24 protein-coding genes and 2 tRNA genes are annotated in these 25,286 nt (G+C 58.2%); 14 read left to right on the top strand and 12 right to left on the bottom strand.

Annotated features, from left to right (window positions below; all coding sequences use genetic code 11):
* Positions 1-69: 69 nt before the first annotated feature.
* The 3 genes from ACR0CA_RS01895 to fabI form a co-directional block, all read right to left on the bottom strand.
* Positions 70-1,245, bottom strand: a complete 1,176-nt coding sequence (locus tag ACR0CA_RS01895; RefSeq protein WP_170788639.1) for an aminotransferase — start codon at positions 1,243-1,245, stop codon at positions 70-72.
* 62 nt (positions 1,246-1,307) lie between these two features.
* Complete coding sequence (gpt, locus tag ACR0CA_RS01900; RefSeq protein ID WP_170774211.1) at positions 1,308-1,817, bottom strand: xanthine phosphoribosyltransferase; 510 nt, start codon at positions 1,815-1,817, stop codon at positions 1,308-1,310.
* Positions 1,818-1,822: 5 nt separating this feature from the next.
* Positions 1,823-2,629 carry an enoyl-ACP reductase FabI gene (fabI, locus tag ACR0CA_RS01905; protein WP_170774209.1) on the bottom strand — a complete coding sequence of 269 codons (807 nt, stop codon included), beginning with the start codon at positions 2,627-2,629 and terminating at the stop codon, positions 1,823-1,825.
* Positions 2,630-2,765: 136 nt separating this feature from the next.
* On the opposite strand from fabI, the gene pdxH reads away from it, so the two are divergent.
* The 4 genes from pdxH to ACR0CA_RS01925 all read left to right on the top strand — a co-directional run bounded on the left by pdxH (position 2,766) and on the right by ACR0CA_RS01925 (position 4,614).
* Entirely contained in the window at positions 2,766-3,371 is a 606-nt protein-coding gene (gene pdxH, locus ACR0CA_RS01910; RefSeq protein WP_480897290.1) for a pyridoxamine 5'-phosphate oxidase, read from the top strand.
* 142 nt (positions 3,372-3,513) lie between these two features.
* Positions 3,514-4,020 carry a cold-shock protein gene (locus ACR0CA_RS01915; RefSeq protein ID WP_214647936.1) on the top strand — a complete coding sequence of 169 codons (507 nt, stop codon included), beginning with the start codon at positions 3,514-3,516 and terminating at the stop codon, positions 4,018-4,020.
* 6 nt (positions 4,021-4,026) lie between these two features.
* A complete protein-coding gene (locus ACR0CA_RS01920) occupies positions 4,027-4,494 on the top strand; it encodes a DUF192 domain-containing protein (protein ID WP_170782453.1) in 468 nt (155 codons plus the stop codon).
* Positions 4,495-4,537: 43 nt separating this feature from the next.
* A tRNA-Pro gene (locus ACR0CA_RS01925) sits at positions 4,538-4,614 on the top strand.
* Between the two features lie 7 nt (positions 4,615-4,621).
* Here the strand turns inward: ACR0CA_RS01925 and ACR0CA_RS01930 are convergent.
* On the bottom strand, positions 4,622-5,056 hold the full coding sequence (locus tag ACR0CA_RS01930; RefSeq protein WP_480897291.1) for a hypothetical protein: 435 nt from the start codon (positions 5,054-5,056) through the stop codon (positions 4,622-4,624).
* A 531-nt stretch (positions 5,057-5,587) separates the two neighbouring features.
* Here ACR0CA_RS01930 and ACR0CA_RS01935 point away from each other — a divergent pair.
* A complete protein-coding gene (locus tag ACR0CA_RS01935) occupies positions 5,588-9,202 on the top strand; it encodes a vitamin B12-dependent ribonucleotide reductase (protein ID WP_480857183.1) in 3,615 nt (1,204 codons plus the stop codon).
* 300 nt (positions 9,203-9,502) lie between these two features.
* On the opposite strand, the gene ACR0CA_RS01940 is transcribed toward ACR0CA_RS01935, so the two are convergent.
* Positions 9,503-11,047, bottom strand: coding sequence for a trimethylamine methyltransferase family protein (locus ACR0CA_RS01940; protein WP_480502413.1), 1,545 nt, complete (start codon positions 11,045-11,047; stop codon positions 9,503-9,505).
* Positions 11,048-11,460: 413 nt separating this feature from the next.
* Between ACR0CA_RS01940 and ACR0CA_RS01945 the strand changes: the two genes are divergently transcribed.
* Positions 11,461-11,979: an outer membrane protein gene (locus tag ACR0CA_RS01945; RefSeq protein ID WP_480897292.1), complete on the top strand. Its 519-nt coding sequence runs from the start codon at positions 11,461-11,463 to the stop codon at positions 11,977-11,979.
* 5 nt (positions 11,980-11,984) lie between these two features.
* Here ACR0CA_RS01945 and ACR0CA_RS01950 read toward each other — a convergent pair whose 3' ends face one another.
* Entirely contained in the window at positions 11,985-13,163 is a 1,179-nt protein-coding gene (locus tag ACR0CA_RS01950) for a pyridoxal phosphate-dependent aminotransferase (RefSeq protein WP_480897293.1), read from the bottom strand.
* A gap of 260 nt (positions 13,164-13,423) precedes the next feature.
* Between ACR0CA_RS01950 and cysS the strand changes: the two genes are divergently transcribed.
* The 3 genes from cysS to ACR0CA_RS01965 are packed head-to-tail and all read left to right on the top strand — an operon-like array spanning position 13,424 to position 17,234.
* Positions 13,424-14,821 carry a cysteine--tRNA ligase gene (gene cysS / locus ACR0CA_RS01955; RefSeq protein WP_480897294.1) on the top strand — a complete coding sequence of 466 codons (1,398 nt, stop codon included), beginning with the start codon at positions 13,424-13,426 and terminating at the stop codon, positions 14,819-14,821.
* Positions 14,821-16,455, top strand: a complete 1,635-nt coding sequence (gene cimA / locus ACR0CA_RS01960) for a citramalate synthase (protein WP_480897295.1) — start codon at positions 14,821-14,823, stop codon at positions 16,453-16,455. Before cysS ends, cimA begins: the two co-directional genes overlap by 1 nt.
* Positions 16,452-17,234 carry a squalene/phytoene synthase family protein gene (locus ACR0CA_RS01965; protein ID WP_480897296.1) on the top strand — a complete coding sequence of 261 codons (783 nt, stop codon included), beginning with the start codon at positions 16,452-16,454 and terminating at the stop codon, positions 17,232-17,234. The genes cimA and ACR0CA_RS01965 overlap by 4 nt, the downstream gene beginning before the upstream one ends.
* Positions 17,235-17,237: 3 nt before the next feature.
* Here the strand turns inward: ACR0CA_RS01965 and ACR0CA_RS01970 are convergent, their stop codons facing one another.
* Positions 17,238-18,464, bottom strand: coding sequence for an MFS transporter (locus ACR0CA_RS01970; protein WP_480897297.1), 1,227 nt, complete (start codon positions 18,462-18,464; stop codon positions 17,238-17,240).
* Between the two features lie 97 nt (positions 18,465-18,561).
* On the opposite strand from ACR0CA_RS01970, the gene ACR0CA_RS01975 reads away from it, so the two are divergent.
* The 3 genes from ACR0CA_RS01975 to ACR0CA_RS01985 are packed head-to-tail and all read left to right on the top strand — an operon-like array spanning position 18,562 to position 20,204.
* The gene (locus ACR0CA_RS01975) at positions 18,562-19,194 is read left to right on the top strand and encodes a DNA-3-methyladenine glycosylase family protein (RefSeq protein WP_480897298.1); all 633 of its coding nucleotides are present in this window, start codon (positions 18,562-18,564) and stop codon (positions 19,192-19,194) included.
* Positions 19,191-19,856, top strand: a complete 666-nt coding sequence (locus ACR0CA_RS01980; protein WP_170788629.1) for an alpha/beta hydrolase — start codon at positions 19,191-19,193, stop codon at positions 19,854-19,856. The genes ACR0CA_RS01975 and ACR0CA_RS01980 overlap by 4 nt, the downstream gene beginning before the upstream one ends.
* Positions 19,857-19,901: 45 nt before the next feature.
* Entirely contained in the window at positions 19,902-20,204 is a 303-nt protein-coding gene (locus tag ACR0CA_RS01985) for a putative quinol monooxygenase (RefSeq protein WP_480897299.1), read from the top strand.
* Positions 20,205-20,206: 2 nt separating this feature from the next.
* On the opposite strand, the gene ACR0CA_RS01990 is transcribed toward ACR0CA_RS01985, so the two are convergent.
* Positions 20,207-20,632 carry a VOC family protein gene (locus ACR0CA_RS01990; RefSeq protein ID WP_170774181.1) on the bottom strand — a complete coding sequence of 142 codons (426 nt, stop codon included), beginning with the start codon at positions 20,630-20,632 and terminating at the stop codon, positions 20,207-20,209.
* A 31-nt stretch (positions 20,633-20,663) separates the two neighbouring features.
* Positions 20,664-21,269, bottom strand: coding sequence for a pseudouridine synthase (locus ACR0CA_RS01995; protein ID WP_480502404.1), 606 nt, complete (start codon positions 21,267-21,269; stop codon positions 20,664-20,666).
* Positions 21,270-21,478: 209 nt separating this feature from the next.
* Here ACR0CA_RS01995 and ACR0CA_RS02000 point away from each other — a divergent pair, with 209 nt between their 5' ends.
* Positions 21,479-22,066, top strand: a complete 588-nt coding sequence (locus ACR0CA_RS02000) for an HNH endonuclease (RefSeq protein ID WP_170774178.1) — start codon at positions 21,479-21,481, stop codon at positions 22,064-22,066.
* Here ACR0CA_RS02000 and ACR0CA_RS02005 read toward each other — a convergent pair.
* Both ACR0CA_RS02005 and ACR0CA_RS02010 read right to left on the bottom strand, forming a co-directional pair.
* Positions 22,036-22,521 (bottom strand): disulfide bond formation protein B, encoded by a 486-nt coding sequence (locus tag ACR0CA_RS02005; RefSeq protein WP_480897300.1) that lies wholly within the window; start codon positions 22,519-22,521, stop codon positions 22,036-22,038. The genes ACR0CA_RS02000 and ACR0CA_RS02005 overlap by 31 nt on opposite strands.
* Positions 22,518-23,096, bottom strand: a complete 579-nt coding sequence (locus tag ACR0CA_RS02010; protein ID WP_170788626.1) for a YqaA family protein — start codon at positions 23,094-23,096, stop codon at positions 22,518-22,520. The genes ACR0CA_RS02005 and ACR0CA_RS02010 overlap by 4 nt, the downstream gene beginning before the upstream one ends.
* Before the next feature lie 143 nt (positions 23,097-23,239).
* On the opposite strand from ACR0CA_RS02010, the gene ACR0CA_RS02015 reads away from it, so the two are divergent.
* A tRNA-Leu gene (locus ACR0CA_RS02015) sits at positions 23,240-23,325 on the top strand.
* A 127-nt stretch (positions 23,326-23,452) separates the two neighbouring features.
* Here ACR0CA_RS02015 and ACR0CA_RS02020 read toward each other — a convergent pair.
* On the bottom strand, positions 23,453-24,946 hold the full coding sequence (locus tag ACR0CA_RS02020) for a BCCT family transporter (protein ID WP_170774172.1): 1,494 nt from the start codon (positions 24,944-24,946) through the stop codon (positions 23,453-23,455).
* Positions 24,947-25,286 lie beyond the last annotated feature (340 nt).

A 25,286-nucleotide genomic window follows, 5' to 3' on the forward strand; every position in this document is an offset into this window, starting at 1 on the left:
GGTTTTGTGGCAGATTGCTGCCCTGTCGGTTGCGGCCTTGAATACGACGCGGACCGGCGGGGGGCAAGCTCAGAAGGTAGCGTCGGTCAGCCGATCGAACAATTGGCGCAAGCCTTTGCGGTCTAGATTGGCAAAGGCGATGCGGACCTGCCGCTTGCCGGCTGGATCGTCCTGCGGCATGAACATGGTGCCGGGCAAAAGCAGGATGCCGGTTTCGGCCACCATGCGTTTGGCCAACTCGTCCGAGGGCAAGTCGAAAGGGTGTTCGAAATAGGCGAAATAAGCGCCTAGCCCCAGAAGTTTCCACCCCTTTTCCGCAAGATCGGGCAACATGTCCTGAATGGCGGCGCGTCTGTCGAGAATCTCATCCCGTTCTCCGGCGACCCATTGCGACAGGTTCTGCATTCCCCAAAGGGCCGCGAATTGACCCATCTGACCGGGGCAGATGGCGACGGTGTCGAGGAATTTTTCGATCTCGGCCAGAAGGTTTGGGCTGGTCGCGATTGCGCCGACCCTGTGGCCGGTCAGGCGGTAGGCTTTCGAAAAGGAATAGAGATGCACCAGCGTCTCGTCCCAACCGGGTTGTTGGAACAAGTCGTGGGGCGGGCCGCTGCGGCTGTCGAAATCACGGTAGGTTTCATCGACCAGCAGGCGAATTCCGGCCTCTTGCGCCAGATCGTAGAAGGCGCGGACCAGTTCCGCCGGGTATTCGACGCCACCCGGATTGTTCGGCGTCACCAGAGCAATCGCACGTGTTTTATCAGTAATCAGCGCGCGCGCAGCCTCGGGGTCAGGGAGCAAATCGTCCCCGGTTCGCAACGCGATGCTGCGTACCCCTGCCATGTCTAGCCACATTTTATGGTTGAAGTACCATGGGGTTGGTAGAATAACCTCATCCCCTTCGTCGGTGATGGCCGAGATAGTGGCGGCGAAAGCCTGATTGCAACCCGAAGTGATGGCGACCTGATCTTGCGAAAGGTCCGCGCCGTAATGGGTGCCGATTTGTTGGGCAAGTTCGGCCCGGAGTTCGGGGTTTCCAAGCACGGGCCCGTAGAGATGTGCGCTGTCTTCACTGACGGCAAACTCGGCCATGGCCTGACGCAAGGCAAGCGGCGGTGGATCGACCGGGGCAGCCTGGCTGACGTTGATCAAAGGACGGTCTTGAGTGAAGTCCACGCCCTCAAGCCAGCGGCGCGCCTCCATCACCGGAGGGGGGAAGGTGGCGCGGGTACGGGTTTGGGGCATGGCGGATCATTTTTTGCGAGGCTCTGCCTCGCGCTCCGAGGTATTTTTGAACAGAAGAAGGATCAGTCGGTGCCCCGGTAGGGTTCGACATATTGCAGGGCCATATCCCATGGGAAGAATATCCATGTGTCCTGGCTGACTTCGGTGATGAAAGTATCAACCATCGGGCGGCCTTTGGGTTTGGCATAGACAGTGGCAAAATGCGCCTTGGGGTACATGTCCCGGACCAGTTCCAGGGTTTTGCCGCTGTCGACCAGGTCATCGATGATCAGTACGCCGGTGCCGTCGCCCATCAGGCCGGCGTCCGGGGCCTTCAGAACTTCGGCTTCGCCTTGTTCCTGATGGTGGTAAGAGCGGACGCTGATCGTGTCGACGGTGCGGATGTCCAACTCACGGCTGACAATCATCGCCGGGGCCATGCCGCCGCGCGTGATGGCGACAACGGCGCGCCAGGCACCATCTTCGGGGCCTTGCCCGTCCAGACGCCAGGCCAGAGCGCGCGAGTCGCGGTGAATCTGATCCCAACTGATGTGAAAGCCTTTTTCGTGGGGCAGGCGGTCTTTGGCGCTCATGGATATTAACCTTTTTCAACGTCTGGTGCGTCAACGGCCTTCATGCCGACGATGTGATAACCTGAATCCACGTGCAGATTTTCACCGGTTACGCCTCCGCTGAGGTCAGACAGCAGATAGAGCGCTGAGTTGCCGACGTCATCAATGGTCACGTTGCGGCGCAGGGGCGAGTTATATTCATTCCATTTCATGATATAGCGGAAATCACCGATCCCGCTGGCTGCCAGCGTCTTGATCGGGCCAGCCGAGATCGCGTTCACACGGATGCCGTCTTTGCCCAGATCCTCGGCCAGATATTTAACCGAGGCCTCAAGCGCCGCCTTGGCCACACCCATGACGTTGTAGTGGGGCATGACTTGTTCTGCGCCGTAGTAGGTCAACGTGACTGCGCTGCCGCCATTGGTCATCATCTTCTCGGCCCGCTGCATTACGGCGGTGAAGGAATAGACCGAGACATCCATGGTCAGTTTGAAATTGGCGCGCGAAGTATCAACATAGCGGCCGCGCAACTCGTTTTTGTCGGAAAAGCCGATGGCGTGGACGACAAAATCCAAATGTCCCCATTTCTGCGAAAGCGAGTTGAATAGTTCGTCAATCGACTCTTCGTCGCTGACGTCGCAGGGCAGGACGATTTCACTGCCCAATTGAGCGGCCAGCGGGTCAACCCGCTTTTTCAGCGCATCGCCTTGATAAGAGAATGCAAGTTCGGCCCCTGCGTCAGACAATGCGCGGGCAATCCCCCATGCGATTGATTTGTCATTCGCCAGTCCCATGATGAGGCCGCGCTTGCCGGCCATCAACTGATTTGACATGTTCGGTTCTCCGCCTGTCCTTCGCATTATGTTGGGATGGTTTATGCCATTGGATGGCCTGCATCAAGGCCGTGTGCTCTTGCCCGTGGCGGGTTCTCGCCCTAGGGTGAACATTAAGAGTTTCCAGGGGATGGAAATGAGCGAACGAGACGGCATTTTCGCCGGTACCGATCCGTTTGAAATAGCGGCGCGGTGGCTGGACGACGCCAGGGACAGTGAACCGAACGATCCGAACGCGATTGCCCTGGCAACCGTGGATTCGACAGGTATGCCAAACGTGCGGATGGTCCTGCTGAAAGAGATCGAGGCTCAGGCCTTTGTGTTCTACACGAATTACGAAAGTACCAAGGCGGCCGAGTTGGACAGTGCCGGGAAAGCTGCTTTTGTGATGCATTGGAAATCTTTGCGGCGTCAAATCCGAGTTCGTGGTACAATAACTCGGGAAAACGGACCACAAGCGGATGAATATTATGCGTCCCGATCCCTAAAAAGCCGGTTGGGTGCATGGGCGTCGAAACAGTCACAGCCGCTCAGCAGCCGGACGGCTCTGATGGCCGAGGTTGCAAAGGTGACCGCAAAGCTGGGGCCGAATCCACCGCGTCCACCGTTTTGGGGTGGATACCGGTTGGAGCCGACAGAGATCGAATTCTGGGCTGACGGAGCCTTCCGTTTGCATGATCGGTTCCAGTGGCGGCGTGAAAACGCAGATACTGAGTGGCAGATACAGAGGCTGAATCCATGACATTCACGTGCCGCGAAATGCAACACTCGGAGTTTAAAGGATTTTTTCAGCTTGAAATCGTGGGGCAATCCCATACACATCAAAACCTTAACGAATTATTAAAACGCGCGATAGGAACACTGTGCCAGACGACCTGAACAACATGTACCGCGTACGTGGACACGTGAAATGGTTCGACCCTGCCAAGGGGTATGGCTTCGTTGTGTCCGATGAGGGTGGCCCGGATATTCTGTTGCATGTAAATGTCTTGCGGAATTTTGGCCAAAGCTCGGTCGCGGATGGTGCCGGCATTGAGATCATGACGCACCGCACCGATCGCGGTGTTCAAGCGGTCGAGGTGATCAGCGTTGATCCTCCGGCGCGCGCCGACTCTATGATGCTTGCCGATTTCGCCGAGCTGGACCCGGTGGCCATAGCCGAAGCCCCATTGGAGGCTGCGCGCGTAAAATGGTTCGACAAGGGCAAGGGATTTGGATTCGCCAATGTGTTCGGTCGGGACGAAGACGTGTTTCTTCATATTGAGGTTTTGCGCCGGTCTGGTCTGGCCGATTTGCAGCCGGGCGAGGCTTTGGCGATGCGGGTGATCGATGGCAAACGTGGACGTATGGCCGCGCAGGTTCTGGCCTGGGAAGCCGCGCTTGATAGCTAGAGCATGATGATCAGGGTTCTTTCGGTTGCTGCGACGATACTATCTGTATGGACGGGAACGGCCTTTGCGGCCTGTAGCGCGGATCGCGTGAACCTGAAAAATGAAAAGTCTCAGATCAGCTTCGATATCGAACTTGCCGTGACACCGCAGGAACGTGCGCGCGGTCTGATGTTTCGGGAATCCATGCCGCAACGGGCAGGGATGCTGTTTATCTTCGATCCGCCGCAGCGGGTCGCGTTCTGGATGAAGAACACACTGATTCCCCTGGATATGATTTTTGTGAATCGCGCAGGTGAGGTCGTGAATGTGCATAGTGATGCCATCCCCGGCGATTTATCGCTGATTGAGGGCGGCGATTCGGTCTATGCCGTGTTGGAGGTCAACGCAGGGCTGGCGCGGCGTTACCTGATTGAACCGGGCACGCAGATGCAGCACGAAGTTTTTTCGCAAGGTCCTGCAATTTGGCCCTGTTAGGGCTTTTCAAATCAGAACGGCCCCGTTAGGAAGGCGCACGGTCCGGGGCGTGGCGCAGTCTGGTAGCGCACCTGTTTTGGGTACAGGGGGTCGTAGGTTCGAATCCTGCCGCCCCGACCACTTTCTTTCAAGATGGAGCACCGCCCATCGCGCGATAAAGCGCGGTAAGGGCCTTGTCCAATTGTTCGCTTTCGACGGGCACCTGAATGTCGGGCGCATTCTGGCGCGGTACGTTGAAATAGAGTTCAGCGTCGACGCGGTATCCGCCGGAGTTTTTGGTCGAGGTTAGGCGCATCACGCTTTTGGGCAGATCCTGCGGGTAACCATCATAGTTGAGAATCAGAAAGGCCGTCGTTTCGGGGGGCAGCAACTCGGTGCATTCGAACAGGCGATTCCCGACACGCCTGAAATCTTCTCCAGGGCCATCACAGCCGACTTCGAACGTATCGAACAGCCGCGCGGGATAGGTTTCAAACTGCGCGCTGCGGGATGGAGGGGGCACATCTTGTGGTGTGCAGGCCACGATCAGCCCCATCAGGGGAAGGATTCCAATCTTCGACATCTCTGCTCGTACCTTTACTTCGTGCTGCCTTGGTCGGCGAAGCTGTTTTCGCGCCGAACAAACGCAGGGATGATTCTATTCGAGTTTAGATATCTTAACTTCGGTTTATCAAATGCCGATAACTGTGCCGGAAATCACGGTTAATTGTTCTGCAGAATTTTGCGCCGGTCCATTTGAACCCGTGGATGAACCTGTGGAGGAATCGGCCCACCCCGTTCAGCGCCGTTTGAGAGATCTTGGGTCAATATAAAAGATTCCAAAAATGACGGAAAAATGACGTTGACGATCTATGGCCGAATACGTCAGATTGTATGGGCCGAATATGGTGCCACTAAATCTGGTAGGAAATCCGGAGCGCGGCATAGGGCGAGGGTCGGAAAGCACAGCATAGAGACGTGCAACCGTTGAAACGGAATTTCGTTGCCATTGGCAGCGACCGGTTCCTTGCGCCCAATTTTCTGGCACGGCCAAAGGTTCGCTTTCTCGAACTTGAGGCGACAAGGACAAGTGATTGAATCTAGGGCGGCGGACATGAAGATTGACAGAAAATTCACCAAATCAGGACAAGACGCTTATGCGGAGCTGGACTTTGTTTCGGCAACGTCAGAAATCCGTAACCCTGATGGTACGATTGTTTTCCGTCTGGATGATATCGAAGTGCCCTCCAGCTGGAGCCAGGTGGCAAGTGATGTCATCGCCCAGAAGTATTTCCGCAAGGCTGGTGTTCCGTCCAAGCTGAAGAAGGTCAAAGAAAAGGATGTACCTGAATTCCTGTGGCGTTCGGTCCCTGCGGATGGCGCGGAATTCGAAGGTGAGACTTCGTCCAAACAGGTGTTCGACCGACTGGCGGGTGCATGGGCCTATTGGGGGTGGAAGGGCGGCTATTTCTCGACCGAGGAAGACGCGCGCGCCTATTTTGACGAGATGCGCTACATGCTGGCAACTCAGCGCGCCGCGCCGAACTCGCCGCAGTGGTTCAACACTGGCTTGCATTGGGCCTACGGAATAGATGGCCCGGCGCAGGGGCATCACTATGTCGACTATAAAACCGGCAAGCTGACCAAGTCGAAATCTGCCTATGAGCATCCGCAGCCGCACGCGTGCTTCATCCAGTCCGTCGATGATGATCTGGTGAACGAAGGCGGCATCATGGATCTGTGGGTGCGCGAGGCGCGCCTGTTTAAATATGGCTCGGGAACCGGGACCAACTTCAGCCATCTGCGTGCAGAGGGCGAAGCGCTGTCGGGTGGCGGCAAGTCTTCGGGCCTGATGGGCTTTCTCAAGATCGGCGACCGCGCCGCTGGCGCGATCAAATCAGGCGGAACAACCCGTCGAGCAGCAAAGATGGTAATCGTCGATGCAGATCATCCCGATATCGAGCAATTCATCGAATGGAAGGTGATCGAAGAGCAGAAGGTGGCCTCGATCGTTGCCGGATCGAAGATGCACGAGAAGATGCTGAACGGCATTTTCGAGGCCATCCGCAGCTGGGACGGTGCCGCTGATGATGCTTATGATCCGAACAAGAATGACGGCCTGAAAACGGCTGTGCGCGAGGCCAAAAAGGTTGCGATCCCCGAGACTTACATCAAGCGCGTGCTGGATTATGCCAAGCAGGGTCATGACAGCATCGAGTTCCCGACCTACGACACGGACTGGGATTCAGAAGCCTACAGCTCCGTCTCGGGCCAGAACTCGAACAACTCGATCCGCGTGACCAACGCGTTCCTGACCGCCGTTGAGAAAGACGCCGATTGGGAGCTGATCAACCGGACCGATGGTAAGGTCGCAAAGACCGTTAAGGCCCGCGATCTTTGGGAAAAGGTTGGACATGCGGCATGGGCCTGCGCCGATCCGGGCATTCAGTTCCACGACACGGTCAATGAATGGCACACATGCCCAGAAGATGGTGAGATCCGCGGCTCGAACCCGTGCTCGGAATACATGTTCCTAGATGACACGGCCTGTAACCTGGCGTCGATGAACCTGCTGACCTTCCTCAAGGATGGTGAGTTCCAGGCGGCTGACTATATGCACGCCTCGCGTCTGTGGACCCTGACGCTGGAAATCTCGGTGACCATGGCGCAGTTCCCTTCAAAGGAAATCGCGCAACTGTCCTATGATTTCCGCACTTTGGGTTTGGGCTATGCGAATATCGGCGGTCTGCTGATGAACATGGGCTACAGCTATGACTCGGATGAGGGTCGTGCAATCTGCGGCGCGCTTACCGCGATCATGACTGGTGTGGCCTATGCGACTTCGGCGGAAATTGCCGGTGAGCTGGGTGCTTTCAAAGGCTATGAGCGCAATGCCGACCACATGCTGCGCGTCATCCGCAACCACCGCCGCGCGGCGCAGGGTGTCGTGACCGGCTATGAGAAGCTGGCCGTGAAGCCGGTGCCTCTGGACCACGGCAACTGCCCGGACAAACGTTTGATCGACTTGGCCATGTCGGCCTGGGATGAGGCGCTGAGCCTTGGCGAAAAGAACGGCTATCGCAACGCGCAGGCCACTGTGATCGCGCCGACCGGCACCATCGGTCTGGTGATGGATTGTGACACCACGGGGATTGAGCCGGACTTTGCTCTGGTCAAGTTCAAGAAGCTGGCCGGTGGCGGTTACTTCAAGATCATCAACCGCTCGGTGCCTTCGGCGCTGGAGAAGCTGGGTTATTCCTCGTCTCAGATCGAAGAGATCGTGGGCTACGCGGTTGGTCATGGCACCATCGGCAACGCGCCGGGGATCAACCACACCTCGCTTACCGGTCATGGGTTCGGCCCGAATGAACTGGCCAAGGTGGATGCGGCACTGGAAAGCGCGTTCGACATCCGGTTCGTCTTCAACCAGTGGACATTGGGCGAGGATTTCTGCACCGGCGTTCTGGGCATCCCGGCCACCAAGCTGAATGACCCGACTTTCGACCTTCTGCGTCACCTGGGTTTCACCCGCGCAGATATCGAAGCGGCGAATGATCACGTCTGCGGAACCATGACACTGGAAGGCGCGCCGCACCTGAAAGAGGAACACTATTCCATCTTCGATTGCGCCAACCCGTGCGGCAAGAAAGGTAAGCGTTTCCTTGGGGTTGACAGCCACATCACCATGATGGCGGCGGCGCAGAGCTTCATCTCGGGCGCGATTTCCAAGACGATCAACATGCCGAACGACGCGACCATCGAAGACTGCCAGAAGGCATATGAGTTGTCGTGGTCGCTGGGTGTGAAGGCGAACGCGCTGTACCGCGACGGCTCGAAACTGTCTCAGCCTCTGGCCGCTGCATTGGTTGAGGATGATGATGAGGCCGCCGAGGTTCTGGAAAGCGGCACACCGGCCGAAAAAGCTGCCGTGCTGGCCGAGAAGGTCATCGAGAAGGTCGTCGTCAAGGAAATCGTCCGGTCTCACCGCGAAAAGATGCCCGAGCGTCGGAAGGGTTATACTCAGAAAGCCATCGTTGGCGGCCATAAGGTCTATCTGCGGACGGGTGAGTATTCGGATGGCTCGTTGGGTGAGATATTCATCGACATGCACAAGGAAGGCGCTGGCTTCCGCGCGATGATGAACAACTTTGCCATCGCGGTCTCGGTCGGCCTGCAATACGGCGTGCCGCTGGAAGAGTTCGTGGATGCCTTCACCTTCACCAAGTTCGAACCGGCGGGGATGGTGCAGGGCAACGACTCGATCAAGAACGCGACGTCGATCTTGGACTACATCTTCCGCGAGCTGGCCGTCAGCTATCTGGACCGCACTGATCTGGCCCATGTGAAGCCCGAAGGCGCGACCTTCGACGATATCGGTCGGGGCGAGGAAGAGGGCGTCTCGAACGTCTCGGAAATCAGTGAAACAGCGGCCTCCAAGTCATTGGAAGTATTGAAGCAAATCAGCTCGACCGGGTATCTGCGCAAGCGGTTGCCGCAGGATTTGGCCATGTTCACGCCGCAAGCGGATGCAACCGGAATGGCGGAACCTGCCGCCGTGTTCGAAGCCCCTGCTGAAACCGCAGTGGCGACCGGTATGGACGCCCGCACAAAAGCCAAGATGCAAGGGTACGAGGGCGATCCCTGTGGTGAATGTGGAAATTACACGCTGGTGCGCAACGGCACCTGCATGAAATGCAACACCTGCGGTGCGACCAGCGGGTGTAGCTAAGGCAAACGCCCCGTCAGGCGGGGTGTAGGGACCTGGGCTTTCCCCCGAATGCCCGGTCCCGACGAAAACGGAAGAAGGCGCCGAGACTTACCTACGATGCCTTTTTCCACTCGGCCGACATGCCCGTGTCGGCCGGGAACAGGGTGGGGCGGAATATTGCTCTTTCCCACTCTCTCACGGGACGGGTGCGCTCGTCCCATGCGCAGTCCAGGCCGCAGGCAAAAAAACACCGGGCGGTCAACGAGATGAGCCTGGATGGCGAAACTTAAAGGGGGCCTCGGCCCCCTTTTTTTCAAATACTTATGTTGGCAAATGAATGTTAAATTTCTCGCGAATCGCCGCGTCCAGCATGGGATCGAACCGTGCGGGTGACGGTGCGGACAGGATTTCCTCTTTCCGGGCCGTGGCCTTGGCGATCAGGTCAGGCTTGTCCAATTCGGCCCATTCTTTGGGTGACGTTCGGTCGCCATAGGTCGGGTACACGTAATCGGCTTGCATCCGGCTGAGCGTTGCTTCGGTGCCCAGATAGTGACCGGGGCCGCCCATGCAGACCTCGGCCATCTGATCAAGGGCAAGGGTCTCGTCCGTAACCTCGATCCCCCGCACGCAGCGCTGCGCTTGACCGATAAGATCGTCCCCCAAGATAAGGCTTTCAAAGCAAAATCCAAGAAGGGAGGCGTGCATACCAGCGGCCTCATAGACCATGTTCACCCCGGACAGGCCGGCCATAACGTTCGAGCACATCTGCTCCCATCCGGCCTGCATGTCGGGCAATTTTGAATCTGACGCACCAGCGGCGGCACCGCCCGGCAGATCGTAGAAATGATGCATCTGGGCGCAGCCTGCGGTCAGCAGCGCTTGTTCGCCCGACCCGATGGACATCGCGCCTGTGCGCAGGTCCAAGCCAAATGGCCATGTTCCAAAAACCGCAGGGGCCCCAGGGCTTACGGCATTTACGTAAACCAACCCTGCAAGACATTCCGCCGTCGCCTGAGCGATAGCTCCCGCGATAGTCGACGGTGCGGTCGCCCCCGCCATTCCGGCCGAGAGCAGCAGAACCGGCATTCCAGCTTTGATACATTCCTCCATCACTTCGCAGCTTTCGGTGGCGAATTTCATCGGAGGCACTACGAAACAGTTCGAATTCGACACGAAAGGCCGCTCACGCCATTTGTCCTCGCCGCCAGCAATCATGTGCAGCATTTCCACTGCGGGGGCTACATGGCTAGGTTCGGTGAACGAGGTGCCGATATGTTTGAAGGTGCCGGAGCAAGCGGCATAGACCGTGTTCAGATCCATTTCCAGATTGTCGGTGATGTCACGACACACCATAGGGCGTTGAACAAAATGGATATTGTCCAGTTGCTGGCAGATGCGTGCGGCGTCGTGCAGGTCTTGCACGGTCGAATCGCGGTACTCTCGCCCCTCCACATCGACCATGCTGACAGCGGCGCCTGCGGTGCCATAGTGGACGCGGGTACCAGACAGCTCCAGATCGGTTTGCCCATCGCGGCTGTGCAGGGTTACCGAGCGGTTCGCCTTGGCGATCGTATCCTCGACCAGTGCGCGCGGAAACCGGATGCGTCCGTCCTCGCCCAAGGTACAGCCAGCGCCCACCAGATAGTCGATTCCGCTTTGCGGTGCATCGGCAAGTCCGATGGTTTCCAGCGCTGTCAGCGCGGCTTGGTGTATTTGCTCAACCTGTTGAGCGGTCAGAGGTTTATACGTACCGCCCTCAAGGCCGGGGCGCACTGGGCGCAGGTGATCGGGTAGGGCAGTGGCGCGGGCAGCACGGCGCGCGGCGCGTCCGCCGCTGCGCGAGGATGTACGGGATTGGTCGTTCATTTCAGGATCCGATAGATGAAAAGCGTACAGGGTGGCGTCAATTAGCGCCCGAATGGACGCCCCCGCGCCGCGCGACCGCGATCCGCCCCGATTGTACGGCTGATCAACCGGATTTTCCAAACGTCGCTTTGCATGCGGATCCTCGCTTCGTGACGTTCAGTCTTTCAATCCGAAACGTCGCAATCTGTTCTGTTTGCGACCTGATGGGTCAAAAGCGAAACAATCCGTGTCGTCAGATCGCTTAGGTGACGTAAAGTAAAGAAAAGACCCCATTTTGCGGGAAATCTGTTATACTTCGGTCACTTGTTTAACAGCTTTTCGTGATCTCAATTGAATTTTAACCATTTGCATACAGTTCTGTGCCAGTCTCTGAAGAATACTCAAATTTTTTTATGAAAGGCCTTCGCAAGGCGATGAAACTGTTCCGCGCATTCCTTGCCTCCATTTTGGTGGCCCTCGCAGCCCCCGCTGCGGCTGAGGATTGGAGCGGTGCCTATGCTGGTTTCAGCTTTGGCTATGCGGATGCGGATGGGCCCAACGGGTCAAGCGGAAGCGATGCCAGCTTTGGCCCGCATGTCGGATATGATTTCGATTTCGGCAATTTCGTTCTGGGCGGAGAGCTTGAATATAACCAACTGTCCCTTGGGTTAAGCCAAAATGAAGGCAGTCTGGACAGCACGACCCGGCTGAAGCTGCGCGGAGGGTACGATTTCGGCTCCGCTTTGGGATATGTCGTAGTTGGCGCTGCGCGGGCCGAGACCTCGGCGGATGATGACACCGCTGCGGTTTATGGCATTGGAGTTGCTTACCCGATCAACGATCGGTTCGTCATCAGTGGTGAGGCGTTGCGGCAGGAATTTGACGATGCCACCCAATCCGAAGGAGGGCTGGATTCCAACGTGTTCAACCTGCGCACCACGTTCCGGTTCTGATTCAACTATCGCCCTGAACTCAGCTCCGCTGCAAAGCAGCATATGGTCCGCAAAGCGGCGGCAAAACGATCGTCGTCTATGGTCATGGCAACGCGGATATGTCCTGCGGCGGCTTGGCCGAAACTTTCGCCCGGCATGACGGCAATCGCGTGCGTATCCAGCAGGGCATTGGCAAATCCCTCGCCATTCAGGCCGGTGGGGCGAATGTCCAGCATCAGATACATCGCGCCCTGGGCTGGAATCAACCCGACCGTGTTTTGCGCGGCCAGAATATCCATCGCCAGCTTGCGACGTCTGCGGAAAGGGGCGGCGATGCGGTTCTCAAGCTCGGGGCCTGCGTTCAACGCGAAAACCGCAGCGTCCTGAATGAAACCAGGAACGCCATATGTCGTGTGCGTGGCCAGATTGATCATGTGTTCGATCACATCCGGAGGTCCGGCAACCCACCCGCACCGAGATCCGGTCATGGCGTGGGATTTCGACATCGAACCGATTACCAGCGTGCGGGCGAGCATATCTGGCAGTGCACGGGGCGAGATATGCGTGCCGTCCCACACTTGGGTGTCATAGACCTCGTCCGAGATCAGCCAAAGGTCGCGCCTGCGGCAGACTTCCGCAACGGCTTCCAGGGTTTGGCGCGAATAAACGATGCCAGTGGGATTGTTGGGCGAGTTGATCAGAAGTGAGACAGCGCCCTCCGACGCCGCGTCGATCCTGTCTGCCCGTGGTTGGAACGCGTCTTCTGCCGTCGTTTGAACCACACGCGCAACCGCTCCGGCCCCTCGGATCGTGCCGGGATAGGTGGCATAGTAAGGGTCGAGATACAGGCCCACATCACCGGGGTCACAGACGGCTACATGCGCGGCGAACAGGGCCGACTGACCTCCGGGCGTGATCAGAATATTGTCTCGGGTTGTATTGACTCCGGTGCGGGTCTGAATGCGGGCGGCCACCGTCTCGCGCAGCATTTCAGTGCCGGGCACCATGGCGTAGCCCGTATGGCCTTGGCGTGCAGACAGTTCCATCTCGGCCAAGATCGACGGATCGGTGCGAATGTCATGTTCACCAATGGTCAGTTCGGTAACCGCTTGTCCCTCACTTATCATCCGGCGGGCGCGATAGAACACACCCCACCCGTCGCTGCCGCCTTGGGTAAGCTGCGTGATCCGCTGCGACAGTTTCATGGCCGGTCTCCGTCAGGGTCTTACGCGAGTTGGGCCAGAGAGACTTGCGATTGTCAATCGGATCAGAGCCGGAAATCAGGGGCTTGGCGTGGTGGCGCGCGCGTGATAATCTCATCCTATGAACCCGATGAACTGCATCATTATCTGCTGCATTTCCTGCTGATTTATCACGCGGGCCGGTTTCTTTCGTTTTCATCCCTGAGACAAGTTGCTAAGCCCGCGCTAACGCGAGACGCCACGCTGTTCTTAGGAGCTGACCGATGACCACGATCAAACTGCACAACACACGGACGCGGACGAAAGAGGATTTCGTGCCGATCAGTGCTGATAATGTGCGGATGTATGTCTGTGGCCCGACGGTCTATGACCGCGCCCATCTGGGCAATGCGCGGCCCGTGGTGGTGTTTGACGTGCTGTACCGGTTACTGCGTCACACCTATGGGGCGGATCACGTAAATTATGTGCGTAACTTTACCGACGTGGATGACAAGATCAACGCGACCGCCCTGGCGCGTCAAAAGGCCGGCGCACCGGGCGCGTTGGAGCAATTGGTGCAGGAACGCTCGGATGAGACGATCGGCTGGTATCTGCATGATATGGGGGCGTTGGGCGCACTAGAGCCGAACCAGATGCCGCGTGCGACTGAATATATTCCGCAGATGATCGCGATGATTGAAGGGCTGATCGACAAAGGCCACGCCTATGCTGCAGAGGGGCATGTGCTGTTCGCCGTAGACAGCTGGAAAGAGCGTTATGGCGCTCTTTCGGGGCGGTCGGTTGATGACATGATTGCAGGGGCACGGGTCGAGGTTGCGCCCTACAAGAAGAACCCTATGGATTTTGTGCTGTGGAAACCGTCGAGCGATGAGCTTCCCGGCTGGGACAGCCCGTGGGGACGCGGGCGTCCGGGGTGGCATATCGAATGCTCGGCCATGAGCTATGAGCTGTTGGGTGAGAGTTTCGACATTCACGGCGGCGGCAATGATCTTATGTTCCCGCATCATGAGAACGAGATCGCGCAAAGCTGCTGTGCCCATCCCGAGGGTGAGTTCGCGCGGGTCTGGCTGCACAATGAGATGTTGCAGGTCGAGGGTAAGAAGATGTCCAAGTCTCTGGGTAATTTTTTCACCGTGCATGACCTGTTGGACCAAGGTGTTCCGGGTGAAGTGATCCGGTTTGTGTTCCTGCAAACGCATTACCGCAAGCCTATGGATTGGACCGAGAAGAAGGCCCGCGAGGCCGAGGCGACGCTGCGCAAGTGGCGGGCGCTGACAGCGGGCATCGAGCCCGCCGCCAGCGCGGCCCCCTCGGTGATCGCCGCGCTGAGTGATGACCTGAACACGGCGGGGGCTGTCGCGGAACTCCACCGTCTGGCGGCAGAGGGTGACGCGGCGGGCCTGTTGGCCAGTGCGCAGGTTCTGGGGCTGTTGGAGCCTGAAATGGGTGCTTGGGCTGATACGGGATCAGCAGATCTTTCGGGTCATGCCGCGCGTCTGGCCCAGGCGCGCGCCGAGGCGATGCAAAGCAAGGACTTCTCGGAAGTGGACCGGTTGAAGGCGGCCTATGTCGCGGCAGGCCTGGAAGTGAGGATGAGCAAGGTCGGTGTGGAGCTTGTGCCGGGGGCCGGGTTTGACGCTGCCAAGCTGGAGGGCGTGTAATGTCGAAGGAACGGCTTTATCTATACGACACCACGCTGCGCGACGGGCAGCAGACCCAAGGGGTGCAGTTCTCGACCGCTGAAAAGGTGCAGATCGCCAAGGCTCTGGATGAGCTGGGTGTGGACTATATCGAGGGCGGCTGGCCTGGTGCAAACCCCACCGACAGCGCGTTTTTCGAGGTTGCACCAAAGACCTCGGCCCGGTTGACGGCCTTTGGTATGACCAAACGGTCGGGGCGTTCGGCTGAAAATGACGATGTTTTGGCCGCTGTTATGAACGCGGGGACGCAGGCCGTCTGTCTCGTGGGAAAATCGCATGATTACCACGTGACCCACGCGTTGGGGACCACGCTGGAGGAGAATGTTGAGAATGTCCGCGCCTCGGTCGCGCATATCGTGGCGCAGGGGCGCGAGGCGCTGTTTGACGCCGAGCATTTCTTTGACGGCTACAAGGACAATCCCGCCTATGCGGTCGAAGTCTGCCGAGCGGCGCTGGACGCAGGCGCGCGCTGGGTTGTTCTGTGCGATACCAATGGCGGTGCGCTGCCCGCCGAGGTGTCGCGCATCGTGTCTGAGGTGATTGCCGCAGGGCTGCCTGGCGATCGGTTGGGCATTCATACGCATAACGATACCGAAAACGCGGTGGCCTGTTCACTGGCCGCTGTCGACGCAGGCGCGCGGCAGATACAAGGCACGCTGAACGGGCTGGGTGAACGGTGTGGGAATGCGAACCTGACTGCTCTGATCCCGACCTTGTTGCTGAAAGAACCCTATGCCTCGCAGTTTGACATCGGCGTCAGCACGCAGGCGCTGGCTGGGCTGACGCGAGTCAGCCGGATGTTGGACGATATCCTGAACCGGGTGCCCAGCAAGCAGTCGGCCTATGTGGGGGCCTCGGCCTTTGCCCACAAGGCGGGGTTGCACGCCAGTGCGATCCTCAAGGATCCCTCGACCTATGAGCATATCGACCCCGGTGCGGTCGGCAATGCGCGGATCATCCCGATGTCTAACCAGGCGGGCCAGTCGAACCTGCGCAAGCGTCTGACCGAGGCGGGGCTGTCGGTGGAAAAAGCCGACCCGGCGCTGGGGCGTATCCTTGACAGGATTAAGCAGCGCGAGGCCGAGGGCTATTCCTATGACACCGCGCAGGCCAGTTTTGAATTGCTGGCGCGGGATGAGCTGGGTCAACTGCCAGAGTTCTTCGAGGTCAAGCGCTATAAGGTCACGGTCGAGCGGCGCAAGAACAAGTACAACAAGATGGTCAGCCTGTCCGAAGCCGTGGTCGTGGTGAAGGTCGACGGCGAAAAGAAGCTATCGGTCAGTGAATCTCTGGACGACGATGGCAGCGATCGAGGCCCGGTGAACGCGCTTTCCAAGGCGCTGGCTAAGGATCTGGGGCAATATTCACAGGTGCTGGCCGATATGCGGCTGGTGGATTTCAAGGTGCGTATCACCCAAGGCGGGACCGAGGCTGTCACCCGCGTCATCATCGACAGCGAAGACGGGCAGGGGCGGCGCTGGTCCACCGTTGGCGTCAGCGCGAACATAGTCGATGCCTCGTTCGAGGCGCTGCTGGATGCGATCCAGTGGAAGCTGGTGCGTGATTGCGAAAGACAGACTGCGGTGGCCGAGTGAGCGTTGCCTTTGACGATGACGTAAAAGCCTGCGCGGCACTGGTGCATCGCGCCGATCCGGATCGGTTCATGGCGGCGATGGCTGCTCCGGTTGCCGCACGGGTTGTTCTGTTCCCTATCTATGCACTGAATGTCGAGGTCGCGCGCGCGCCCTGGGTCACGCAGGAAACCATGATTGCCGAGATGCGTCTGCAATGGTGGCGGGATGCGTTGCAGGAGATTGCCGAAGGCAACACGGTGCGCAGGCATGAGGTCGTCACACCCTTGTCCCGCGTTCTATCACCACATCTGGCTGTCGCATTGGATGAATATGTGGCTGTAAGGCGCTGGGATATTTACCGCGACCCGTTCGAGGATCAGGCGCATTTCGATAATTATCTGTATCAAAGCGCAGGGTCGCTGATGGTCGCTTCGGCGCAAGCCTTGGGTGAAGCCGACGAGCAATTGCTGCGCGATTTTGGTTATGCTGTAGGCGTTGCCAACTGGTTGCGGGCGATCCCAGAACTTGAAGCACGCGGTCGTATCCCATTGTTGGACGGGACACCTGCAGGGGTGCAGGCGCTGGCGGGATCGGCGTTGGAGCGTTTAGAATCCGCACGAGCGAACAGATCGCGTGTTTCGCCCGAGGCATGCCCTGCGATGCATGTAGGTTGGCAGACCGATTGGGTGTTGCGCAAAGCGATTGCAGAGCCCGAGCGCGTTGTGGCCGGTGCGTTGGCGCAAGGCGAAATTCGTCGGCGGGCGTCACTGATGTGGAATGTTGTCCGAGGACGCTGGTAGGTTTCAGGCCGTTTCCGGCTCGGCCGGGCGCAGGACCAGCCACAGCAGCGCGCCTCCGGCCAGTGTCAGCAGTGGGATCATGGCAAGGTTCACGGCTGTCCACCCTTCAACCGGGGATCCGCCCGAACAGTTCATCAACCCGCCCGAGGACAATGAGGCCAGTGTCACGCCTCCGAACACCAACAAGTCGTTGAGGCCCTGCATCCGCCCGCGCTCGCTTACGTCATGCGAGGCGGCTAGCATCGTGGTAGCGCCAATAAAGCCAAAGTTCCAACCAATGCCCAGCAGGATCAGGGCAATAAAAAAGTTTTCTAGCTCAACACCTTGCAGCGCGACGACACCGGCGCCTGCCAGAATGGCAAGGCCAAGGGCGACGATTTTTTCCACCCCGAAGCGCGCGATCAACTGACCGGTAAAGAAACTGGGGATATACATGGCCAGCACATGGCCGGTCACCACATCCGCCGCATCATTGGCCGAGAAGCCGCATCCCACAACAGCCAGCGGGGTCGAAGTCATCACTAGGTTCATCAGCGCATAGGACACCATTGCGCAAATGATGGCCACGGCGATGCGCGGGGTTTTCAGCATCTCAAGGCGCGTACGACCTGTAGATGCGCCTTCTTCTGCTTTCGGTGGCGTTGGAATATCCAGAAAGAAGAACAGGGCCGATCCGATGATGTTCAGCGCGATGATCGCCAGATAGGTGCCAAGGAACGGAATCACATAGGCAGTCGAAGTCAGTTTGACGATCTGTGGGCCAATAATGGCGGCCGCAAGGCCGCCAGCCATGACATATGAAATCGCCTTGGGCCGGAATGCCTCGGACGCGGTATCGGCAGCAGCAAAGCGATAGAACCCGTGCGCGCTCATGTAGACACCGGTCAACAGACTGCCCAGCAAGAACACCGGAAACGACCCGAGGTAGAGGCCATAGGCCCCAACCAGCCCGCCAAACGCGCCCGCCGTGGCGCCCACCAGAAACCCGGTCCGTCGTCCCCAGCGTTGCATGATGGCCGAAATCGGTGTTGCCGCCAGCATCGAGCCCAGAACGATCAGTGAGATTGGCAGCGTTGCCAAACAGGCATTGGTAGCCAGCGATTGACCGGCCAACCCGCCAACGATGAATACCATTGGCATCTGCGCACCCAGCATGGCTTGGGCTGCGACCAGCACCGCCACGTTACGTTTGGCTTGGCTGTCATTGGGGGCGGTGTCGGTCAACGTCATGCGCTCATGGGTATCCGCGAAAACCGCCTTGTACAAGCGGGTTGCATATGCGGCAAAGCAGCCTAACGTGTGCGCAATCAAACAGGTTGGGGCCCGCATGTCCGTCGGACGTATCATCGAAACCAATGACTGCGTGCGGGAAGGGGCCGAGTGGCTGGGCGATGCCTGCCCGCGCATGGCTTACGCAATGGAGCAGGTGGGGCCGTTGCCCCTGCGTCGCAAGCCTGATGGGTTCGCGCAGCTGCTTAGCGCGATTGTCAGTCAGCAGGTCAGTGTGGCCTCGGCGAATGCGATCTGGAAGCGCTTGCAAGAGGCGAAACTGACCGGTCCGCGTAAGATCATGTGGGCCACGGATGATGACCTGCGCGGCGTAGGGCTGAGCCGTCAGAAAATCCGTTATGCTCGCGCACTGGCCTACGCACGCATTGATTACAAGGCGTTACGCGACATTCCCGATGAAGATGTGGTCGCTATTTTAACCGAGGTTCCCGGCATCGGGGTCTGGACGGCCGAGATTTATGCCATGTTCTCGCTGGGCCGAGCCGATGTGATTGCACCCGGCGATCTGGCGCTGCAAGAGGCCGCGCGTATTCTCTACGATTTGCCCAAGCGACCGACCGACAAAGAACTGCGACAGATGGCCGAGGCGTGGTCGCCCTGGCGCTCGGTTGCGGCGCGGGTGCTGTGGGCCTATTACCGGGTGGCCAAGGAACGAGAAGGGATCAGATGACTAGAGTATTGAATGCGCTCCGAAAAGAGCCGGTTTCGGGCGACACACGCTCGGTCGTGGTGTTTGTGCATGGCTATGGCGCTAACGGGGCTGACCTGCTGGGTCTGGCCGATCCGCTTGGTGAACACCTGCCGGACACGTTGTTCGTGGCGCCCGACGCGCCCGAGCAAATCCCCGGTATGCCCAACGGATTTCAATGGTTCCCGATCCCGTGGATCGATGGCTCCTCCGAAGAAGAGGCGCGCCGTGGCATGGAGATGGCGGTCGAAGATTTCAACGCCTTCCTTGACGCGCTGATGGTCGACGAGGACGTTTTACCTGAACAGGTGGTTCTATTCGGGTTTTCACAGGGCACGATGATGAGCCTGTATGTCGCCCCGCGTCGCGAGGATCCGGTCGCCGGGATCGTGGCCTTCTCGGGCCGGTTGCTGGAGCCAGATCTTCTGCCAGATGAAACCGTCAGTCGGATGCCGGTCCTGCTGGTGCATGGTGACGCTGATGACGTGGTTCCGCCTCAGTCTCTGCCCGAAGCCGCCGAAGCTCTGCAAGCCGCTGATTTCAAAGAGGTCTACGCCCATGTCATGAAGGGCACCGGCCACGGGATCGCCCCCGATGGCCTGAGCGTGGCACTGGCCTTCATGCGCGATAAGCTGAGCCTTTGAACCCCTATGTGGGTCTGAACGAGTTTAAACCAGAAAGGATTGGCAATGCTGGTGGTCACAGGAGTGGTTGAGGTCGCGCCAGAAGGTGTTGAAAAGGCTGTAAAAGCAGCGCAGGAAATGGTGTCGGAAACGGTGCAGGAAATAGGCTGTATCGTTTATGAATTCAGCCAGATTCTGGGGCGTCCCAACCTGTTTCGTGTCTACGAAGAATGGGAAAGCCAAGCCGCGCTAGAGGCGCATTTCGCCACTACGCATATGGCTGCGTTTCGGGCGGCTCTGGCCGAGGTTGGCGTGATCTCGAACAGCGTGTGCCGGATTGTGGGTGGTGAGAAACAGCCACTGAGCTAAGGTCAGCCCCACAGGTGGGGTTCTGCGAACTCCACCGAATTACCTGCCGGGTCGCGCACATAGATCGAACGCGCGCCGTTGGGCCAGTCGAACTCCGCATCAATTGGCACGTTCCAGTCCAGCAGATGTTTGCGCATCGCTTCGATCTGCGCGCGCGGCATGGACAGGCACACATGGCCCGGTCCACGCGCGCCGTGCGGCGGCACGGGCAAGTCTGGGTTCTGGGGCGGTTTCTCGGTCTCGTCCGCGTTGAACACCAGCAGAACCGAAGCGCCGACCCGATAGAATACATGCCGGTCGGCAATGCGCTGGATTTTCTCTAACTCCAGAATCTCACCATAGAACCGTTCAGCGGCGTCCAGATCATCGACATAGATCGCAGCCTCGAGAATACCATTGGGGGTCGGGATATCTGGTGTGATCTTCATGGCGTAAGCCTATCACAAATCGCGGTTTTTGTCACCGGCGCGTGCGGCGGTCGCGTTTACGTTGTGGGGCCGCGTTGAACGCAGGTTCGGGCAAGCTGTCCCATTGGCCGGGCTGCAATCCGTCCAGTGCCCAGTCGCCGACACGAGCACGGATCAAGCGCAGGGTAGGGTGTCCAACAGCCGCCGTCATACGACGAACCTGTCGGTTCTTACCCTCGCGCAGGATCAATTCGATCCAGCAATCCGGCACCGTCTGACGTACCCGGATTGGAGGGGTGCGCGGCCATAGCCCTTCGGGTTCGTCCATCAGACGAGCCTTGGCGGGGCGCGTTACGCCGTCTTTCAACTCTACCCCGTCGCGAAGTGCCTTCAGTGCGGCGGTGTCGGGCTGCCCCTCAACCTGAACCCAATAGGTTTTGGACATTTTGTGTTTGGGATCTGAGATATGGGCCTGCAGACGGCCATTGTCTGTCAAAAGCATCAAGCCTTCGCTGTCCCGATCCAACCTACCGGCCGGGTAGACACCGGGTAGGTCGATGAAATCCGACAGGGTACTGCGCGGCGAGCCTTCATTGGCGCGGTCGGTGAACTGCGGCAGCACGTCAAAAGGTTTGTTGAATCGGATGAACCAGGCCATGGGCCCGCCTTAGCGTGCAGGACACAGCGGCGCAAGCTGTGGATAACCGTCACGTCTCTGTTACGGATTCGGAATAACCAATCCCGAGATATTGTGGAAACTCGGGGCTTGTCAGAGTTTTAACACGATATATAGTTAAGTTAAGGCCGGGGCGGGTGTTCCCCGCTCTGATGTCAAACGGGCAGAGCAGAGCGAGGAGCGATTCTGATATGGACGCAGACTTCAGGACCGAATTTGTCAGGGAACCCGGTGCGCTGAGGCATCATCCGGCATTGGTTTTGAACGCCGATTATCGCCCCTTGTCCTACTACCCTCTGTCGTTGTGGCCCTGGCAAGAAGCGATCAAGGCGGCCTGGCTGGATCGGGTGGATATCGTGGCCGAATATGACGAGGTCGTTCGAAGCCCCAGCACCCAAATCCGAATACCGTCGGTTGTTGTGCTGAAAGATTACGTAAAACCCAGAAAGCGCGTGGCCTTCACGCGCTTTAATTTATTTCTGAGGGATGAATTCCGCTGTCAGTATTGTGGCAGCCGGGGTGATCTGACCTTTGACCATGTGGTGCCGCGCGCCGCAGGTGGCGTGACCAGTTGGCAGAATGTTGTGGCGGCGTGCAGCCCTTGCAACCTGCGAAAGGGGTCGAAATCCTTGCGGCAGGCGGGGATGAGCTTGCGTAAACCTCCGCGTCAGCCCGATGCCGAAGCGTTGCGCAATATCGGGCGGAAATTTCCACCCAATCACCTGCATGACAGTTGGATCGACTTCCTTTACTGGGATGCGGAACTGGACGAGTTCTGACGCCACGCCGCCAGCCAGATCAGCACCAACCCGGCCGAGATCACGGCGTTCCATCCGGCCATCGATAGACCAAGCATTTGCCACGGGATATCGTCGCAGCGCACCAGCGGTGCTGTCATGATTTGATCGAACAAGTCATTGGTCGACATCCCGCCGATATCGCCCGACGTGCAGCTTGTCGGACCTTCCCACCAGCCTTGCTCGACCCCCGCATGAAAGACGCCAATGGCCGAAGTGGCCAGTGCGGCGAGCGCGCCCAGCAGCGGCAGCAGTCCAAAGCGCGGCAGCGCCAAGGCCAAAGCGCCGACCACGGCAGCGGCCCCATGTGGGTAGCGCTGCCAGATGCACATTTTGCACGGTGCCAGACCGCCAAGATACTGAAAGCCCCACGCCCCCAGCAACAGCGCAGCCGACCCGCCGGCCGCACAGAAAATCAACAGAGTACGTCGTGTCATAGGTATTTCACCACCAGAAAGCCGCCAAAGAGCAAAAGGATGAACAGGGTGAACATAAGACCAAGGCGCTTTTCGATGAAACCTCTGATGGGCTCGCCAAAGCCCCACAGCAGACCCGCCACCAGGAAAAACCGTAGCGCGCGGGCCAAGATCGAGGTTGCAATGAACGTGCCCAGCGGCATCCCTGTCCAACCCGACATGATGGTGATCACCTTGTATGGGAAGGGGGTCACACCTGCAGCCAGCACGGCCCAGAAGCCGAAATCGTTGAAGCGGGTGTTGAACTCCTCCATCGCGTGGCCTTTGCCCATGGATTCAAGGATGGGTGCACCGATACTTTCGTAAAAGAACGCCCCGATGGCATAGCCCAACATTCCCCCCAGAACCGAGGCGACCAATGCGACACTGGCAATCAGCCACGCGCGAGACGGGCGGGCGATGATCATCGGAATCATCAACACGTCCGGGGGGATCGGAAAGAACGAGCTTTCGATGAACGCCACAAAGGCAAGCGCCCACAGCGCGTGCGGATGTTCGGCTAGACGAAGGGTCCAGTCGTAAAGAGATCGCAGCATCAGACGCTCAAATCCTGTTTCATTCCCCGCCAGCCAAATCATGCGCTTTGTGGGGCGTCAACCTTGCAGGTGAAACAAACCTTTCGCGCGGTGTTTTTTGCCTCTGGACCTTCTGGGCCATGGGCGCTAATCCAGTGTTCGTTGCCCAAGTGGCGGAATGGTAGACGCAGGGGATTCAAAATCCCCCGATGGTAACATCGTGAGAGTTCGAGTCTCTCCTTGGGCACCACCTCCGCAAATTGTTCTGATACCTTACCCGAACAGGGGTCATTTCTTGGGTCGAAGCACGAGCCAGATCAGAAATCCCATATAGGCAAAGACGTTCACGTTCAGAACGGTATCGATCAGGGCTTGGCTCATGAACGGGCCTCTTGCGATAGGGATTTGAACAGGCAGATCACCAGAACTGGAACGATGAAGACAAATGCGATGGCCGACAGTGCGATGATAGAGCGGACAAGTCCGATATCCCCGACCAGAATCATCGCAAGCCCCAACGCTCCGAGAATGGCACCCCAGACAGTTCGAATACGCGGCGAGGGATTCTGATCGCCGCCGGTTCCGATCATGGCAAGAGTGAAGCCGGCGCTGACGACACTGGTTACGACAAACAGGAACGCCGCCAACACGGTCGCGGCCCGCGTGATGGAATCCAAGGGGAACCGTTCCAGCAGGGCAAACGTGGTTGCGTCCAAATTCTGGGCGTTGATAACCGATAGTGCCCCGTCCTGACGCAGGGCGTCATAGAAGCCAAGGCCGCCAAAAATACCGAACCAAAGTATCGAAAACAGGGTGGGTGCTATGATCACGCCGACAAGAAATTCTCGGATCGTTCTCCCGCGCGAGATCCGGGCGATGAATATGCCGACAAAAGGCGACCACGCCAGCCACCAGATCATGTAGTTCAGTGTCCAGCTTTGGAACCAGTTTACGATGGTTTCGTCAAAAAATTCGGCCGTCGAGAATCCAGCGGGTAAAACTTCGAACAGGTAGCGGCCAAATCCGGCGACAATGTCATTCATCAAAAATGAGGTCGGGCCCAGAATCAAAAGATAAATCATCATGGCCACGGCAATCAGCATCGCCGCGTTCGACAGTTTCGCCATTCCATCTCCAAGCTCTTTTCGTAGCGGGATGATGAACGCGATACAAAGCGCAATGAACACCGGGTAGGTCAGGACCTCGGGCGTATCTATTCCGATCAGGCCAGCCACGCCGGTTTGTATCTGGAATACACCCATTGCCATTGACCCGGCCAGGCCGACCGCGATGGCGACGATGGACAGGAGGTCAAAGATCCATCCCATCGCACGAGTCCAGCGTACATCGCCCAACGCCTCGACGACGGGTGCGCTTAGCAACATTGACCCACCCCGACGATAGGCGAAATAGGCAATGACAAGCGCTACAATTCCGTAGATCGCCCATGCGTGAAAGCCCCAGTTCAGGTAGGTCACGAACATCGCATAGCTGGCGGCTTCGGCATCGTTATTGTACTGTTTGAGAACCTCGAAATGAGTCAGAGGTTCGGCTGCGCCATAAAACAACAGCCCAACACCCATTCCGGCCGCAAACAGCATCGCGATCCAGGCGGGTGTCGAGAACTCGGGCTCGGTCGCGTCGCTTCCCAGACGGATATCGCCAAAGCGTGACAGGGCAAGGAAAATAGCCACGAAAAGAAGGCCGCTGACCTCAAGCATGATGAACCAGCCGCGGCTGTTGAACTGAGTGGCCACCGCAGTTTCAGCCAATCTGCCCAACCCTTGAGGGTCAGCGAGACCCCAACCGGCAATCGCGGCACTGAGGAGCAACGCAGTAATCAAAAGCGGGCTTGGTCCGTTGTTTTCCAAGTTTTTTCACCTTCTGGTCTGTTAGGCTTAGTTAATCCCATCCCCGGCTTGAAATAAAGCATGGGACATACTGTGTCGCGCTGCGTAGCGGCCGAAAGGGGGTCGACCGTTCTACTGAGGGGAATTTTCGTCATCGGCCCTCAGATATGCGGTGCCGGGACGTTGCGCTGCGGGCGGGGGTTGACAAGCCGGGTCTCTGAATGAAACGTCGAAGCAGTTGGGAGACGTAGAAAATTCAGATGTTTGACCCTGTTGCCAGGTTGAACGGTGCAAAGCTTGTGCATGTGCCCGGCCAGGGCGCTCTGAAAATTCTCTCAAACACAATAAAAACATGGGAGTT

The sequence above is a fragment of the Ruegeria sp. F12 genome, from assembly GCF_056533885.1.

Coding starts and splice junctions, on each gene's coding strand:
- ACR0CA_RS01985 (WP_480897299.1), top strand. CDS start 19,902: ATGCTGGTGGTCACAGGAGTGGTTGAGGTCGCGCCAGAAGGTGTTGAA.
- ACR0CA_RS01990 (WP_170774181.1), bottom strand. CDS start 20,632: ATGAAGATCACACCAGATATCCCGACCCCCAATGGTATTCTCGAGGCT.
- cimA (WP_480897295.1), top strand. CDS start 14,821: ATGTCGAAGGAACGGCTTTATCTATACGACACCACGCTGCGCGACGGG.
- ACR0CA_RS01950 (WP_480897293.1), bottom strand. CDS start 13,163: ATGAAACTGTCGCAGCGGATCACGCAGCTTACCCAAGGCGGCAGCGAC.
- ACR0CA_RS01895 (WP_170788639.1), bottom strand. CDS start 1,245: ATGCCCCAAACCCGTACCCGCGCCACCTTCCCCCCTCCGGTGATGGAG.
- pdxH (WP_480897290.1), top strand. CDS start 2,766: ATGAGCGAACGAGACGGCATTTTCGCCGGTACCGATCCGTTTGAAATA.
- ACR0CA_RS01970 (WP_480897297.1), bottom strand. CDS start 18,464: ATGACGTTGACCGACACCGCCCCCAATGACAGCCAAGCCAAACGTAAC.
- cysS (WP_480897294.1), top strand. CDS start 13,424: ATGACCACGATCAAACTGCACAACACACGGACGCGGACGAAAGAGGAT.
- ACR0CA_RS02000 (WP_170774178.1), top strand. CDS start 21,479: ATGGACGCAGACTTCAGGACCGAATTTGTCAGGGAACCCGGTGCGCTG.
- ACR0CA_RS01975 (WP_480897298.1), top strand. CDS start 18,562: ATGTCCGTCGGACGTATCATCGAAACCAATGACTGCGTGCGGGAAGGG.
- ACR0CA_RS01920 (WP_170782453.1), top strand. CDS start 4,027: ATGATCAGGGTTCTTTCGGTTGCTGCGACGATACTATCTGTATGGACG.
- ACR0CA_RS01940 (WP_480502413.1), bottom strand. CDS start 11,047: ATGAACGACCAATCCCGTACATCCTCGCGCAGCGGCGGACGCGCCGCG.
- ACR0CA_RS02005 (WP_480897300.1), bottom strand. CDS start 22,521: ATGACACGACGTACTCTGTTGATTTTCTGTGCGGCCGGCGGGTCGGCT.
- ACR0CA_RS01935 (WP_480857183.1), top strand. CDS start 5,588: ATGAAGATTGACAGAAAATTCACCAAATCAGGACAAGACGCTTATGCG.
- ACR0CA_RS01915 (WP_214647936.1), top strand. CDS start 3,514: ATGTACCGCGTACGTGGACACGTGAAATGGTTCGACCCTGCCAAGGGG.
- ACR0CA_RS01930 (WP_480897291.1), bottom strand. CDS start 5,056: ATGTCGAAGATTGGAATCCTTCCCCTGATGGGGCTGATCGTGGCCTGC.
- ACR0CA_RS01945 (WP_480897292.1), top strand. CDS start 11,461: ATGAAACTGTTCCGCGCATTCCTTGCCTCCATTTTGGTGGCCCTCGCA.
- gpt (WP_170774211.1), bottom strand. CDS start 1,817: ATGAGCGCCAAAGACCGCCTGCCCCACGAAAAAGGCTTTCACATCAGT.
- ACR0CA_RS01995 (WP_480502404.1), bottom strand. CDS start 21,269: ATGGCCTGGTTCATCCGATTCAACAAACCTTTTGACGTGCTGCCGCAG.
- ACR0CA_RS02010 (WP_170788626.1), bottom strand. CDS start 23,096: ATGCTGCGATCTCTTTACGACTGGACCCTTCGTCTAGCCGAACATCCG.
- fabI (WP_170774209.1), bottom strand. CDS start 2,629: ATGTCAAATCAGTTGATGGCCGGCAAGCGCGGCCTCATCATGGGACTG.
- ACR0CA_RS01980 (WP_170788629.1), top strand. CDS start 19,191: ATGACTAGAGTATTGAATGCGCTCCGAAAAGAGCCGGTTTCGGGCGAC.